Annotated in this window: 12 protein-coding genes; 4 read left to right on the forward strand and 8 right to left on the reverse strand. The window is 62.8% G+C overall.

Annotated elements, in window-relative coordinates; translation table 11 throughout:
- Nucleotide 1: 1 nt before the first annotated feature.
- From EXN22_RS12345 to EXN22_RS12380, 8 genes are all read right to left on the reverse strand, one after another.
- Nucleotides 2-646, reverse strand: coding sequence for an alginate O-acetyltransferase AlgF (locus EXN22_RS12345; protein ID WP_130264312.1), 645 nt, complete (start codon nt 644-646; stop codon nt 2-4).
- Nucleotides 647-656: 10 nt separating this feature from the next.
- Nucleotides 657-1,751, reverse strand: coding sequence for an alginate O-acetyltransferase (locus EXN22_RS12350; protein WP_130264313.1), 1,095 nt, complete (start codon nt 1,749-1,751; stop codon nt 657-659).
- 9 nt (nt 1,752-1,760) lie between these two features.
- Nucleotides 1,761-3,188: an MBOAT family O-acyltransferase gene (locus EXN22_RS12355; protein WP_130264314.1), complete on the reverse strand. Its 1,428-nt coding sequence runs from the start codon at nt 3,186-3,188 to the stop codon at nt 1,761-1,763.
- Nucleotides 3,189-3,202: 14 nt separating this feature from the next.
- Nucleotides 3,203-4,654: an alginate export family protein gene (locus EXN22_RS12360; RefSeq protein ID WP_130264315.1), complete on the reverse strand. Its 1,452-nt coding sequence runs from the start codon at nt 4,652-4,654 to the stop codon at nt 3,203-3,205.
- Nucleotides 4,651-6,102 (reverse strand): SEL1-like repeat protein, encoded by a 1,452-nt coding sequence (locus EXN22_RS12365; protein ID WP_130264316.1) that lies wholly within the window; start codon nt 6,100-6,102, stop codon nt 4,651-4,653. Before EXN22_RS12365 ends, EXN22_RS12360 begins: the two co-directional genes overlap by 4 nt.
- 24 nt (nt 6,103-6,126) lie before the next feature.
- A complete protein-coding gene (locus EXN22_RS12370; RefSeq protein ID WP_130264317.1) occupies nt 6,127-7,278 on the reverse strand; it encodes a PilZ domain-containing protein in 1,152 nt (383 codons plus the stop codon).
- 15 nt (nt 7,279-7,293) lie between these two features.
- Nucleotides 7,294-8,811, reverse strand: coding sequence for a glycosyltransferase (locus tag EXN22_RS12375; RefSeq protein WP_130264318.1), 1,518 nt, complete (start codon nt 8,809-8,811; stop codon nt 7,294-7,296).
- A 178-nt stretch (nt 8,812-8,989) separates the two neighbouring features.
- On the reverse strand, nt 8,990-10,297 hold the full coding sequence (locus EXN22_RS12380) for a nucleotide sugar dehydrogenase (RefSeq protein ID WP_130264319.1): 1,308 nt from the start codon (nt 10,295-10,297) through the stop codon (nt 8,990-8,992).
- A 659-nt stretch (nt 10,298-10,956) separates the two neighbouring features.
- On the opposite strand from EXN22_RS12380, the gene EXN22_RS12385 reads away from it, so the two are divergent.
- From EXN22_RS12385 to pgsA, 4 genes are all read left to right on the forward strand, one after another.
- Nucleotides 10,957-11,343, forward strand: a complete 387-nt coding sequence (locus EXN22_RS12385; RefSeq protein WP_130264320.1) for a helix-turn-helix domain-containing protein — start codon at nt 10,957-10,959, stop codon at nt 11,341-11,343.
- 99 nt (nt 11,344-11,442) lie between these two features.
- Entirely contained in the window at nt 11,443-12,081 is a 639-nt protein-coding gene (gene gacA / locus EXN22_RS12390; protein WP_130264321.1) for a response regulator transcription factor GacA, read from the forward strand.
- Nucleotides 12,082-12,089: 8 nt separating this feature from the next.
- Nucleotides 12,090-13,913, forward strand: coding sequence for an excinuclease ABC subunit UvrC (uvrC, locus tag EXN22_RS12395; RefSeq protein ID WP_130264322.1), 1,824 nt, complete (start codon nt 12,090-12,092; stop codon nt 13,911-13,913).
- A 32-nt stretch (nt 13,914-13,945) separates the two neighbouring features.
- Complete coding sequence (gene pgsA / locus EXN22_RS12400; RefSeq protein ID WP_038612268.1) at nt 13,946-14,506, forward strand: CDP-diacylglycerol--glycerol-3-phosphate 3-phosphatidyltransferase; 561 nt, start codon at nt 13,946-13,948, stop codon at nt 14,504-14,506.
- Nucleotides 14,507-14,526: the final 20 nt, after the last annotated feature.

Here is a 14,526-nt window from a genome sequence, read left to right on the forward strand (position 1 = left end):
ATCACTCACTCGGGTCGATGCTGTTGGCCAGGCTCATGCTCTGGTAGCCGGCGCCCTTGGGCAGCAGTACGTAGCTGTAGGAGCGGCCTTTTTTCAGGAACAGCTCATCGAATCTGGCCACGTTCTGCTCAGCGACGTAGGCGGCAAAGCCGATCTTGATCTCGTTGACCATGCGGCTGCCGGTCTGGTCCTTGCCCAACGGGTCGACGATCACGTGTTTGCCGTCGAGGGTTTTGAGCGCAGCCGGGGCCGAGGTCAGGTTGTAGAAGGCAACCTGGGCTTTCTTTGGCTCATTGACGTACTTGTCGGCGATCAAGGTCAGTGTGCTGCCGTCAAAGACCACGGTGCTGGCAGCGTTGGCCTTGAGCTGCGGCTCGATGGCGGTACTACCGACGGCGATCTTGTGCACCCCGGCCGGGGTGAAGCGGTAGCCGCTGAGTTGACCGGCGGCGACCCGTTGCGCGTTGATCTTGCCGCTCAGGGTGACGTCGATGTTGCTGCTGGACAGGTTGAGCACGCGCACGAACGCCGAGTCGGCGGGTGCCACGGCGTCGTACAGGTCGGCGTTGCCTTCGGCGGCATGAAGGGCGGCGCTGCCCAGCAGCAGGGCGGAAGTGGCGAGCAGGCGTTGCAGTGCGGTATTCATCAGTCTCTCCTTAGAAATGTTGGGTCTGGCCGGGGCGGCTCAGGGCGCCGAGGCGGTGGGCGAGCAGGGTGCGCAGGGGGAACTCCCAGACCACGGTGTCGATCTCGGGGTTGCTCAACTGGTCGCTGGCGAGGAACTGGCTCATCGCCTCGAACGGCCCGCGGGCCTCCACCGAAACACTGAGCAGGTCGCGGTTGAGTGCTTCCTTGAGAAAGCCGGTGAAGTTCCAGTCATCGATCTTGCTGTAGCTGGTGCCCACCAGCATCAGGCTCTGGCTTTGGTTGGCGAACAGGTCGCTGGCGTCCTGCTGCGCCTTGATGGTTTCGTACAGGGCGATCTGGTTGGAGCCGAACTGCGGCGCCAGTTGCGCGTGGTTGAACTGGATGTAGTTCATCAGGTCGCCCTTGATCGTCTTGTCGGCAACCTTGTGCGACAGGTAGCGCTCGTCGCCCAGCAGTTCCGGACGCTGGCGGGCCAGCTCATAGGCGCTCAGGCGTGCGCCTTCGGGGCTCCAGTGGGTGTCGGATTTAAGAAACAGCGCGGGGCCGGCGAGGTTGGCCAGGAACGCCGAACGCAGCGGCGTGACCGGCGTGTCCTGTGCCTGCAGGCGTTCGACGAAACGGTCATAGAGGCTGATCGCCCGTGGGTCGACCGCGCGCTCGGTGTGCGCGGCATACACATCGACCTTCATCGGCAGCGGCAACAGGATCAGGCGCTTGTTGTGGGCCTTGAGCCGCTGCTCGATCTCGGCGATCTGCTTGAGCTGGCCGTCGAGGTTGGCTTCAAGGTCGTTCGGCACCCGATACTCCTGGTTGGTGTAGAGCCAGCCGTCCTTGCCCAGCACCACGCCTTTGGTGCCTTCGTCGAACAACCGGTACTGGGCGTTGGCCCACAGCTCGAGCGACGGCTCACGCAGGAAAAAGCGCTTGTCGTAGACCTGCTCGAACTTGCGCAGCAGTTTGCCGTCGACGAACAGGTTCCAGGCCTGGCTCTGGTTGCGGGCAAAACTGAACACCGGTGGCAGCGAGTAGACGAACATCCCCGCCAGCAACACGCCGAAGGCAATGCCGTTGACCTTGCTGGCCGAATTCATGACCGGGTACATGGCGCGCTCCTAGAACTGAAAGTACAAAAACGGCGAGAACGAATGCGCCGCCAGGCTGCTCAGCGCCAGGGCGAATCCGGCCCAGAGCAGCAGGGCCTTGAGGCCGCCGACATGGCGCATGAAGTACTGCTGCTTGTTGCCGGCGTAAAAACGCACGTTGTTGCTGCCGGCCAGCACCAGCCAGCACAGGGCAATGGCGGCGAACGACATGGCCATCTTCGAGGCGCCGAGCACGTACAGCTCCAGCGAACCCAGGCCGTTGAAGCCGAACAGCGCCTGGTAGATGTCGAGGCTGTGGCGCAGGTCGTTGGTGAAGAACAGCGGCATGCTCAGGATGATCAGCACGAAAGTGCGCAGGTTGCGGCCCAGGTGGTAGGGCGTGGTGACCTTGGTCGCCAGGTTGAACTTGCGCTCGATGACCATGCCCAAACCGAAGAACAGCCCCCAGCAGATAAAGGCGAAGCTGGCGCCATGCCACAGGCCCGACAGCAGCATGGTGTAGACCAGCGCCGGCAGCGCCCCGGCGATGCGCTTGCGCACCAGTGGCATGTACACGTAATCGCGCAGAAAGTGCGCCAGGGTCATGTGCCAACGTGCCCAGAATTCGGTGATGCTCTGCGACACATAGGGCTGGTTGAAGTTTTCCGGAAAACGAAACCCCATCATCAAGGCCAGGCCCAGGGCCATGTGGCTGTAGCCGGCGAAGTCGAAGTACAGCTGCAGGGTCGAGACCACCAGGCCGAACCAGGCATCGCTCAGTTGCAGGGTGCCTTCGCTGATGAACAGCACGTTGATCGGCGCCAGTTGGTCGGCGATCAGCACTTTCATGATGAAGCCGAGCATGAACCGGCACACGCCCAGGGAGAACAGCTCCAGCGAGTGGCTGCGCTGGCGCAGCTGTGGCGCCAGTTGGCTGTAGCGCAGGATGGGGCCGGCCACCAGGTGCGGGAACAGCGCGACGAAGGCGGCAAAGTCGATGAAGTTGTTGGTCGGCGTAGCGTCCTTGCGGTAGATATCGACGATGTAACTCAGGGCATGGAAGACATAGAAGGAGATGCCCAGCGGCAGGAAGATCGTCTCCAGGGTGAAGGTGTTGATGCCCAGCGGCGCGAGCAGGGCGGCCAGCACCTCGGCGCCGAAGTTGGCGTACTTGAAGTAGCCCAGGGTCGACAGGTTGCCGATGATGCCGATCCACAGCAGGCGAAACGCCCAGCGCTTGTCGCCGGCATCCAGGCGCGCCTTGATGCGCAGGCCGAACCAGTAGTTCCAGTAGGTGATGGCGACGAACAACAGCAAGAAGTCCGGCCGCCACCAGGCGTAGAAGATGTAGCTGGCGGCGACGATCACCGTCGAGCGCCACGGCGCCCGGGCGAGGAAGTACACGGCCAGGAACAGCGGCAGGTAAAGGAACAGGAAGACGTTGGAGGCGAAGATCATCTTGGGCTGCGTCCTTAGTAGCTGACCACGACGCCGACGGTCAGCTGGTAGTCATCACCACTGTCCAGGGCGTTGCCGGCGTTGAGGTAGCTGGCGCTGACCAGGGCGTTGACGTCCAGGTGCTTGCCGTCGATGGCCACCGGGAACATCTTCCAGTAGTAGTTGAGGTCGAACATCTGCCCGACCTCCTTGCCGCCGCCGTGGTTGCCCTGGGCGATAGCGCGGTTGCGCTCGCTGCGCTGGTCGCCTTCGAGGCGGATTGGCAGGGTGCCGTTGGCGTCGCGCAGCTTGAGCTCGGTGAGGCGAAAATCGAGGGCGCTGCGTGGCGTCGGGTTGGTTTCCAGGGCGATGCCGTAGTAGCTCAGGTTGCGCAGATCGAGGCTGACGAAGGAGCTGGCCAGGCGCGTGCTGTAGCTGCCCTGGCGGGTGATGCGGTCGGACTGGATGGCATTGAGGCGAAAGCCGTCGTTGTCGTTGCTCGGCTTGTCGGTCAGGCCGCCGCGCAGGGCCACCCGGGGTGTCCATGGCAGGTCGTGGAAGCGCTTGCCGATCTCGCCCAGGGCCGCCCAGCCGCTGGCGTTGTGGCCGGTACTGGTAACGCCGTTGACGTCAGTGTTGTCGACCTTGCCGTCCAGGCCTGCGAGCTCCAGGTGGTAGTCGCTGAATAGCGGCGTCACGTTAAGGTCATCGGCCTTGAAGAACAGCCCGTAGCGCATGCCCTTGAAGTCATAGCGGTCTTCGGCGTCGTGGCCGCTGTGGTCGTTCTCGTGCATCAGGCGCATGCCGGCCCAGTTGTGCTCGCTCCAGCGGTAGGCGTATTCGCCCATCAGGTAGGTGGTGCGCTCTTCGCTGTCGGCCAGGCGATTGACGTCGCTGTTGTAGTTGTAGAACTTCTGCGCCACGGCGACGAAGCCACGGGAGAAGGTGTCGTTGTAGTTCAAACGCAGCGACTCGATGCTGTCGTCCCACCAGATGCCGTAGTCGTCGAAATAGCGCTGGCGCCCGGCCGACAGCGAGAAGCGCGGGTCGTCGCCGAGCAGGTTGCGTTTGACATACAGCTCGCGCAGCTCGGCGTACCAGCCTTCGGGCTGTTCGCGGTCGAGGTTGTTGGCGTTTTCGTTCTGCACGCTGGCCGATTCGCTGGAGTCGTAGTTCAACCACAGGCGTCCGTAGACCATCCATTTGGCCCAGCGTTTTTCCGGCGAGTACCAGGCGAACGACGGCTCGTAGCGCAAGCTGTAGAACATCTCGCGGCTGCGGCCGACTTCGGAGTTTTCAGGGCCGTAGCCGGTTTGCACGGTGAGCTTGTTGAAAAACTCCGAGGTGATCACCGGCGTGCTGGCGTCGCTGATCCGCACCGGCTCGCTGCTGTCGGCCTCGGGGCCGGTGACTTCTTCCAGGGCCTGCGCCGGGTACAGCGGGGTCAGGGTCAGCAGGGCGCCGAACAGGGTGTGATGGGCTTTCACAGGGTTGCCTCCTTCAACAGATCGGCACGCGCCGCCAGGGCACGCTCGATATCATCCTTTTTCAGGGTCTTTTCCAGGCGCTTGACCAGGCTGCGCGCACCGCTCTCGCCCAGTGCCAGGGCCACCTGGGCATAGGTGTAGGCCTTGACCGGGTCATGGCAGAGGGCGCGCCCGTAAGCGTGCAGGGTGGCCATGCGATACCAGGCAGCGGTGGAGCCGGCTTGAGCCTGGGCCTGGAAAATCTCCAGGGCCTTGTCCTGGTCGGGCTGGTCGGCCACGCCCTTGCTGTAGTAGTCGGCCAGCAGCAGCTCGGCATCGGGGTAGCGGCTGGCGAGCAGCTCGTCGATCAAGGCGCGGGCCTTGTCCGGGTCCAGGGTCAGCCAGTTGTTGACCATGTAGAACGAGGCCTGCAGGGCCTTGGCCCGGGTCGCCTCGCGCAGCTTGACCTGGTCGATCAGCGCCTGGGTCTCTTCGGCGTTGTGCTCGGTGGGGTTGGAGATCATGAAGCTGGCCTTGGACACCATGGCCGGGACGAAGCCGCGCTCGACGGCGTTGTCGCGCCAGCGATGGGCTTGCGCCCGGGCCAGGTCCAGGGCATCGCTGCGTTGTTTTTCCAGAGCCAGCTGCGCGGCGTCCGGCTGCACCCGCGCCGGGCCCATGGCACTGGCCTGGCGCTGGTAGCGGTCGGCTTCCTGTTCGGCGCGCTGCACGCTGTTGATGCTGTCGAGCAAGGAGCCGATGCGGTGCACGATCTCTACCGCAAGAGTCGGGCGCAGCGCTTCGAGACTTTGGGCAAAGGCCGGGAACGCGCGGTCCTGGTCGTCGCCGAGAAAACGGTAATAGCGATCGATCGCCCGCACATCCACGCGTACCGCCTGCTGGTACCAGTGTTCGGCGCCGGCGCGGTCACCCTGACGTTCGGCCAGCACCGCCTGGTACAGCTCGGGGCGGCAATTGAGCAGGCACGACTGCTGGTACAGCGCCAGCAACTGCGCCGCCTGCTCGGTGGGGACCAGCTGCGGGTAAACCAGGAACACCTCCAGGGTGGTGCTGGCATTGCGTGGGTCCAGAGTTGCCGGGTAGCGCGTCAGGGCCTGGGCGATCCATGGCTGCTGGCCTTTTTGCAGGCTCGGGGTGCGATCCAGCAGGCGCGCCAGCGAGGCCAGCGCCGGGACCTGGCCACGGCCGTCAGCGAAAGCGTCCTTGTACAGGCCGATGATTTCTGCGCGGTTGGCGCCATCGCTGTTGGCCAGCACATCACCGAGCAGCAGCTTGGACGCCAGGTCACCGCGGTCGGCCAGGGCGCGCAGGTCGGCACTGACATTGGCGCTGGGGTCTTTGTACAGCGCATAGCGGATCTGCTCCAGGCTTTGCCCGGCCAGGGCGTTGCTGGCGCAGGCCAGGCCGAGGCTGGCCAGCAGCAGGCGGGAGGGCGTCTTCGCATTCATTGCCTATTCCTTCCTTGCAGGTGCTCAGCGCGAAGCGGTGAACGGCAGGCCCAGGTACAGGTCCACCGCCACCGGTTTCTGGTACGCGGCGCGGGGCAGCGGGCTGTCGGGGGCGATGGTCAGGGCCAGGTTCTTGTTGACCTCATCCACCCGCGAATCGATGACCTTGCCGCTGTATGCCTGGTCGAGGCCGAACACCTTGAGCTCCACCGAACTCACCCGGCTGATGTCGGCGAGCTTGTCGAAGGGCACGTTGGCGGTGACGAACAGGCCTTCATCCTTGGGCAGCAAATGCACCAGGGGCGCCTGCTTGTAGCCGTAGCCGTCCAGGGGCTTGCTGGGGAAGTAGACTTCGCAGTCGCACGGGCTGTTGATCACGGTCTCGATGCTGGCGCGCCCGAGCAGGGTCTGCAGGTCGCCGGGCGCAAGGTCGGCGACCGCCTTGAGGTCGGCCGGGCGGGTGAAGCTGGTGGCCAGCTGGGTGGAGATGTTCGCAACCGGCATGCCGGCCTTGACCTCGGTCTGCCCCGGTGCCAGGAGGAACTTCACATAGCCGTTGTCGGGCATGCTGATGACCTGGGCATTGGCCGAAACCTGGGCCTGCACGGCCGGGATGCGGAAGAACAGCAGGTAGCACTTGTAGGCGACAAAGCCCAGTGCGGCGATGCCCGCGGCGGCATACAGCAGGGTGCCGAGGGTGGCCTTGAGGCGCTCGCTCGAGCTGCGCGGGCTGGCGTACTTGTGCTTGCGCTCCTTGATGTAGTTTTCCCGCTGCATCACGTTGAACAGGCCATTGATGTCGGCGATCTCGCCCGACAGGTAGGCGCTGATGATGTAGCGCAGGATGTCGCGCTTCTGCGCGTCGAGTTCGACGAACTGGGCGCCGACCTCCTGGTCGCGCTGGGAGACGATCTTGATCTGGCTGTCGATGTTCAGGTCGACCTGGTTCAGGCGCAGCTGGATCGAGGCGTGGTACAGGCTGCCGATCTTCAGCGGCTCGGCGTGGAGCAGGCCGATGCCGCCCAGGGAGATGTCCTGCAGGGTGCTGTCGAACGGCGCCTGGCCGGCCGCGCTGAGCTTGACCCGGGCGTTGAGTTTGGTGCGCACGTACTGGCGTTCGTCGATCGCTTCGTGGACTACGTTGGCCGGTACTGCGGGTGTACTTGAGCTACTCATGGCAGGCGCCTTTCCTTAACGTTGCGTGAGTTCGAGAAGAACCGAGATGACCCCGAAGAAAATCGCGATGGATGACAGCAGCATCGCTTTCGAGGACCAGCGGTTCAGGGCGGCATCGAAGCTGACGCTGCCGTTGCTTAATGTGGTTTTCTGCCGGGTCCAGCTTTGCTGGTCCATGTGGAACAGCGCGTAGACTTTCATCAGCGAGCCGATGATCTGGTTGTAATAAAGAACGAAGGGGTACACCGGGCTGACCGGGTGGCCGGCAAACAGGAACAGCACGGTGACGATGCTGCGCGACAGCAGCACCCAGAACAGGTACACCAGCAGGTACTGGATGCCGAACACGATGCCGGCCACCACCGAAGCGGTCAGGCCCATCAGGCAGGTCCACATCGACACCCGCTGATCGAGCAGCACGTACAGGGTGAACAGGCCCAGGCGGGCGCGGCCGAGCAGGGCGGTGGCGCGAAAGTTCTGCCGTAGCGAGTTGCCGTACCAGCGGAACATCAACTGGCGGGTGGCGCGCCAGAAGCTGTTGTCTGGCGGATGCTCGACGGTCAGGGTGTTGCTGTCGGGCACGTAGAAGGTGTCCCAGCCAGCGCGCATCAGGCTCAGCCACGACGACTTGTCGTCACCGGTCAGAAACTGAAAACGCCCCAGGCGCCAGTGCTGGAGAAAGTCCGCCTCGACGTCGCGGATGAAATCCGGGTCGGTCATCACGCTTGCGCGAAAAAAGGACAACCGCCCGGTCAGGGTCAGCACCCGGTGCGACAGTGCCATCGAGCACATGTTGATGTGCCGCTGGACAAAACGCATCGAGTGCCACTGGCGCATCAGGTTGCTGCCTTCAACCTCGCAGAACTCGTTGGTGGTCAGGCCGCCGACGTTGGGCAGGTAGGCGAACAGCTTGACCGCGCGCTCGACACAGCCGGGCAGCATCATGGTGTCGCCGTCGACCACGCCGACCACCGAATCCTCCAGCGGCATCTGCCGTGACAGGGCGCGGAAGGCGTGGGCCAGGCCGTCACGTTTGCCGGTGCCACGGGCGCGGACGATCACCAGCTTGATGTCGTCGCGGTCCTTGACCTCGTTGCGCATGATCTGTTTGATGAACTGCTCGTCGCCCTTTTCCACGATGGAGGCGATTACCGTGCACGGCACCTGCAGCCGCTGCACCTCCTGGAACACCGACTGGTAGACCTTGAAGGTGGTGTGGCTGGGGATGCGGAAGCTGGTCACCACCATGAACATGTGCGCCGGCAGCGCCGCATCGCCCATGCGCTCGACCGCCTTGCGCATGCGCGGGAACTTCCAGTGCAAAAAGTACATGCCGCGCAGATAATGGACGATGGCGTTGCCATAGCGCCACATACCTAGCGCACCGATGATGAAGATGAACTTATGGTGCGCAGGATCCAGGTACTGCGGCGCGACCATCTGCGACGCCAGCGCGATCAGACCGAACAGGCAGGCCCAGGCGCAAAAGCGCGCGGCTGTCTGCAGGTGAGGCGGCTGTTGCTGTCGTTCCATGTAGTCGTTGCTCCTGTGTTCGGGCCGCGCCCGCCTGAATGACATGCGCACTGTTCGCGCCTGGCCAAGGCAGGGTCGGCCGGGCGACAAGTGGGTGGGCAGTCAGTCAGGCGCGCAGCCTGGGTGAATCGCCGGGTACTTTCTGGGTGGAGTACGCTCTGGCTGGCGTAGCGGGGCCTTACCAGCAGATACCTTCTTGCCGGGCATCGCTGGCATGGGCCATAAAACCGACCAGGTCGATGATCTGCTTGTCGGCGCTGGCCTCCAGGGCCTGGGCGAAACGGTCGTCGTTGTTGCCCAGCACCACCACTTCGGCTTCGCGGATCACCTGCTGCAGGTCGTTGCACAGCAGCGAGGACACGTGGGGGATCTTCGACTCGATGTACTCGCGGTTGGCGCCGAACACCCGGGCATACTCGACATTGGCGTCGTAGATGGTCAGGTCAAAGCCTTTGCCGATGAGCATTTCCGCCAGCTCCACCAGCGGGCTCTCGCGCAGGTCGTCGCTGCCGGCCTTGAAACTCAGGCCCAGCAGGCCGATGCGGCGTTTATCCTGGCGGGCGATCAGGTCGAAGGCGTTTTTCACCTGGTTGCGGTTACTGGCCATGATCGAGGCCAGCAGCGGGTGCTCGACGTCCAGCTGGCCGGCGCGATAGGTGAGGGCGCGCACGTCCTTGGGCAGGCACGAGCCACCGAAGGCGAAGCCTGGGCGCAGGTAGTAGCGCGACAGGTTGAGCTTGTAGTCCTGGCAGACCACGTCCATCACTTCGCGGCCATCGACACCGCTAGCCTTGGCAATGTTGCCGATCTCGTTGGCGAAGCTGACCTTGGTCGCGTGCCAGACGTTGCAGGTGTACTTGATCATCTCGGCGACTTCGATCGACTTGCGGATCACTGGCGCATCCAGGCCCTTGTACAGCGACTGCAGCAGGTCGCCGGAATGGGTGTCCAGCTCGCCTATCACGGTCATGGCCGGGAAGTCGTAGTCCTGGATCGCAGTGCTTTCACGCAGGAACTCGGGGTTGACCGCGACACCGAAATCAATGCCGGCGCGCTTGCCGGAGTACTTTTCGAGGATCGGCACCACCACGTTCTTGACGGTGCCGGGCAGCACGGTGCTGCGCACCACCACGGTATGGCGGCTGGCCTTGTCACGCAGGGCGGTGCCGATTTCGCGGCATACCGCTTCCATGTAGACCAGGTCCAGGTCACCGTTCTTCTTGCTTGGGGTGCCGACGCACAACAGCGACATCTCGGTGGCCAGCACGGCGGCCTGGACATCGGTGGTGCCGCGCAGGCGACCGTGGCGCACGCCATCGAGCAGCAACTGTTCAAGGCCCGGTTCGACAATCGGCGACTTGCCCTGGTTGATCATGTCGATCTTGGCCTGCGAGATATCCACGCCCAGTACCTGGTGCCCACGGGCGGACAAGCAACCGGCACAGACAGCGCCCACATAACCCAATCCAAAGATACTGATATTCATAGTTCCCTCTCTCCGGGCGCAGCACAAGCTGACCGAGATACTCAGTTAAACGGTGTGGTCAAGGTGGCAGACGCGCAAGCAAAAGCAGCGCGCTAACGGGAGGCGATGCAAGCGTTTTTGGTTGTCTTATTACATCCTAAGGGAGTTTTTTTAACTTCGGCAAGCGGGATCTAACATTGTGTTTGATAAAGTTTAAACCGCCTCTGTTAAAGTTAAAAAACCGTTAAAAAACAATAACTTAAAGTTTGATATTAGTTGGGCGTCAAAAAACCGATATCGGCATTTTGCCGTGAAAATGGCGTCAGAAAGTCGTTGACCTGGTGGCTTTTCGCCTCTTTTACGGTTTTTTTGACGGTGCTTTTGCCTGTTGTTTTGGACTTCTTTATTCTCCCTGTCGTGCCTGTCTTATTGAGTTCAATTGCGCGGGTGATGGCACTTTGGTCTTTGCACCAAGTTGTCTATTTAATCTGGCCTTGTGTATGAAGTGCGGGTGTGCACTGCAAGACGTGTAGCGGTTGTCCTGACAAGCCTGGACAGGTAGCTCGGGCTTCGACTTGTGCAGCGCAGCCGATCGCGGCATAGTTCGGACTTCGTTCGAGGCACGCCATTGAAGGGTGTGCGCTCATCCATCCGGATGCTGGACAAGGGACGTCAGATCAATGAACGGAATCGGTTCGCGTATCAGGGAAGAAAGAGAACGTTTGGGCCTCACCCAGCGCGCCTTTGGCGACATCGGTGGGGTAGAGCCCAACGCCCAGGGCAAGTATGAAAGCGGCGAACGCACACCCAAGGCCGACTACCTCGCCGCCGTGGCGGCGCGCGGGGTCGATGCCTTGTATGTGTTGAGCGGCGTGCATACGCCAGTTCAACACAGCAGCCTGAATGCCGAGGAAGAACAGCTGCTCAGCAGCTTTCGCCTGGCGGCAGTGGCCGACCGGGCCGCTGTTCAGCAATTGCTCGGCAGCCTCGCCGAACACGCGCCGCGGCCGCCGACCAGGGCGGCTGGCTATGGGCGCGGGCTGTATGGACGGCTGTCAGGAAAATGAAAAATGACGTCAGACAAATGACGGGTTCCGTTAGGTCTACGGCTGTATTTTTTGCTAAGGTGGCGGGATCCAATTACCGCCGCAGTGCGAGGTGTCTGCTTGATTAGGGTGCTGGTGGTCGATGACCACGATCTGGTGCGTACGGGCATCACGCGCATGCTGGCCGATATCGATGGCCTGCAGGTGGTGGGTGAGGCCGACTCCGGCGAGGCGTCGCTGAAAGTCGCGCGTGAACTCAAGCCCGACGTGATCCTGATGGATGTAAAAATGCCCGGTATCGGCGGCCTGGAGGCGACGCGCAAGCTGCTGCGCAGCCACCCGGACGTGAAAGTGGTGGCGGTGACTGTCTGTGAAGAAGACCCGTTCCCCACCCGCCTGTTGCAGGCCGGTGCAGCCGGGTACCTGACCAAGGGTGCGGGGCTGGATGAAATGGTCCAGGCCATTCGCCTGGTGTTTGCCGGCCAGCGCTACATCAGCCCGCAGATCGCCCAGCAATTGGCGCTCAAGTCGTTCCAGCCGCAAGGCTCGCCGTTCGATGCCTTGTCGGAGCGCGAAATCCAGATTGCCCTGATGATCGTTGGCTGCCAGAAGGTGCAGATCATCTCCGACAAGCTGTGCCTGTCACCGAAAACGGTCAATACTTACCGCTACCGGATCTTCGAAAAACTCTCGGTCACCAGCGACGTCGAGCTGACGCTGCTGGCGGTCCGCCACGGCATGGTTGACGCCAGTCTCTGAGCGCACTCATGACACCTGTGTTCGATTCAAGCGCTTTCCTGGCGACCTGCAGCGGTCGCCCGGGCGTTTACCGGATGTTCGACGGTGAAGCCCGGCTGCTGTATGTGGGCAAGGCCAAGAACCTCAAGAAGCGCCTCGCCAGTTACTTTCGCAAGACTGGCCTGGCGCCGAAGACGGCTGCCCTGGTGGCGCGCATCGCCCAGGTCGAAACCACCATCACCGCCAACGAGACCGAGGCGCTGCTGCTCGAGCAGACCCTGATCAAGGAATGGCGGCCGCCGTACAACATCCTGTTGCGCGACGACAAATCCTATCCTTATGTGTTTTTGTCCGACGGCGACTACCCGCGCCTGGGTATCCATCGCGGGGCCAAGAAGCAAAAGGGCAAGTATTTCGGCCCGTACCCCAGTGCCGGGGCCATCCGCGAAAGCCTGAGCCTGCTGCAGAAGACCTTTTTCGTTCGCCAGTGTGAAGACAGCTACTACAGCAACCGTACCCGGCCGTGCCTGCAATACCAGATCAAGCGCTGCAAGGCGCCCTGTGTCGGCCTGGTCGAGGCTGAGGAGTATGCGGTCGATGTGCGTCACTCGGTGATGTTCCTCGAAGGTCGCAGCCACCAGCTGACCAACGAGCTGAACGCCGAGATGGAGCAGGCGGCCATGGCCCTGGAATTCGAGAAGGCCGCCGAGCTGCGCGACCAGATCGCCTTGCTGCGTCGGGTCCAGGACCAGCAGAGCATGGAAGGCGGCAGCGGCGATGTCGACGTGGTCGCCGCTTTCGTCAACCCCGGCGGCGCCTGCGTGCACCTGATCAGCGTGCGGGGCGGGCGGGTGTTGGGCAGCAAAAACTTCTTCCCGCAAGTGGGTATCGAGGAGGAAGTGGCCGAGGTCATGGCCGCGTTCCTCTCGCAATACTATGTGGCCAATGCCGAGCGCGAATTACCGGGCGAGTTGATCGTCAACGTGGTGCATGAGGACTTCGCCGCCATCAGCGCCGCCATCCAGACCCTGCGCGGCCGCGAGCTGACCATCAGCCACCGGGTGCGCGGCACCCGGGCGCGCTGGCAGCAGTTGGCGGTGACCAACGCCGAGCAGGCGCTGGGCGCACGCCTGGCCAACCGTCAGCACATGGCATCGCGCTTCGAGGCCCTGGCCCAGGTCCTGGCCCTGGATGAAACCCCGCAGCGCCTGGAGTGCTACGACATCAGCCATTCCAGCGGCGAAGCCACCGTTGCCTCTTGTGTGGTATTCGGCCCGGAAGGGCCGCTTAAAAGTGACTACCGTCGCTACAACATCGAGGGCGTGACCCCTGGAGATGACTATGCGGCCATGCACCAGGCCCTGACCCGGCGCTTTGGCCGGCTCAAGGACGGCGAGGGCAAGCTGCCCGATGTGTTGCTGGTGGACGGTGGCAAGGGCCAGCTAAACATGGCCCGTGAAGTGCTGCAGGAATTGGCGGTGCCCGACCTGATCCTGCTCGGGGTGGCCAAAGGCGCCACGCGCAAGGCCGGTTTCGAGACCTTGTACCTCAATGACGTGGCCCATGAGTTCACCCTCAAGGGCGACTCACCGGCGTTGCACCTGATCCAGCAGATCCGTGACGAAGCCCACCGCTTTGCCATCACCGGCCACCGCGCCCGCCGCGGCAAGGCCCGGCGTACCTCGACCCTTGAAGGTGTTGCCGGCGTCGGCCCCAAGCGCCGCCGCGACCTGCTCAAGCACTTCGGTGGCCTGCAGGAGCTGACCCGCGCCAGCGTCGAGGAAATCGCCAAGGCACCGGGAATCAGTAAAAAGCTTGCCGAGTCGATTTATGCCAACCTGCATAGCGAGTAGAATGCCCGCTCACTTTGCAGCCAGTTGTGCCGATGAATATTCCAAATCTGCTTACCGTTCTTCGCGTCCTGCTCATTCCGATCTTCATTTTGCTGTTCTATGTTCCGTATCACTGGAGCTATATCGCAGCGAGCAGCGTCTTCGCCATCGCCGCGGCCACTGACTGGCTGGACGGTTACCTGGCCCGTCGCCTGCAGCAGAGCACGCCGTTCGGTGCCTTCCTGGACCCGGTGGCCGACAAGCTGATGGTGGCGGTGGCCCTGGTGCTGCTGGTGCAAGTGCACGCCAATTTCTGGCTGACCTTGCCGGCGGCGGTGATCATCGGTCGCGAGATCGTGGTCTCGGCGCTGCGCGAGTGGATGGCCGAGCTGGGGGCGAGGGCGCATGTGGCGGTGTCGAACCTGGGCAAATGGAAAACCGCAGCGCAAATGCTCGCCCTGGTGATCCTGCTGGCCAACCCGCCGGTGCTGACCTTCTGGGTGATCCTGGGCTATGCCTTGCTGATGGTCTCGGCGGGCCTGACCCTGTGGTCGATGGTGCACTACCTGCGCGCCGCCTGGCCGCACCTGCGCGAAGGCTCGGAGCAGAAATAAAGCTTTTTTGAATCAAGGGC

The organism is Pseudomonas tructae (assembly GCF_004214895.1).
Classification (GTDB): domain Bacteria; phylum Pseudomonadota; class Gammaproteobacteria; order Pseudomonadales; family Pseudomonadaceae; genus Aquipseudomonas; species Aquipseudomonas tructae.

Coding starts and splice junctions, on each gene's coding strand:
- EXN22_RS12345 (WP_130264312.1), bottom strand. CDS start 646: ATGAATACCGCACTGCAACGCCTGCTCGCCACTTCCGCCCTGCTGCTG.
- EXN22_RS12350 (WP_130264313.1), bottom strand. CDS start 1,751: ATGTACCCGGTCATGAATTCGGCCAGCAAGGTCAACGGCATTGCCTTC.
- EXN22_RS12355 (WP_130264314.1), bottom strand. CDS start 3,188: ATGATCTTCGCCTCCAACGTCTTCCTGTTCCTTTACCTGCCGCTGTTC.
- EXN22_RS12365 (WP_130264316.1), bottom strand. CDS start 6,102: ATGAATGCGAAGACGCCCTCCCGCCTGCTGCTGGCCAGCCTCGGCCTG.
- EXN22_RS12370 (WP_130264317.1), bottom strand. CDS start 7,278: ATGAGTAGCTCAAGTACACCCGCAGTACCGGCCAACGTAGTCCACGAA.
- EXN22_RS12375 (WP_130264318.1), bottom strand. CDS start 8,811: ATGGAACGACAGCAACAGCCGCCTCACCTGCAGACAGCCGCGCGCTTT.
- EXN22_RS12380 (WP_130264319.1), bottom strand. CDS start 10,297: ATGAATATCAGTATCTTTGGATTGGGTTATGTGGGCGCTGTCTGTGCC.
- EXN22_RS12385 (WP_130264320.1), top strand. CDS start 10,957: ATGAACGGAATCGGTTCGCGTATCAGGGAAGAAAGAGAACGTTTGGGC.
- uvrC (WP_130264322.1), top strand. CDS start 12,090: ATGACACCTGTGTTCGATTCAAGCGCTTTCCTGGCGACCTGCAGCGGT.
- pgsA (WP_038612268.1), top strand. CDS start 13,946: ATGAATATTCCAAATCTGCTTACCGTTCTTCGCGTCCTGCTCATTCCG.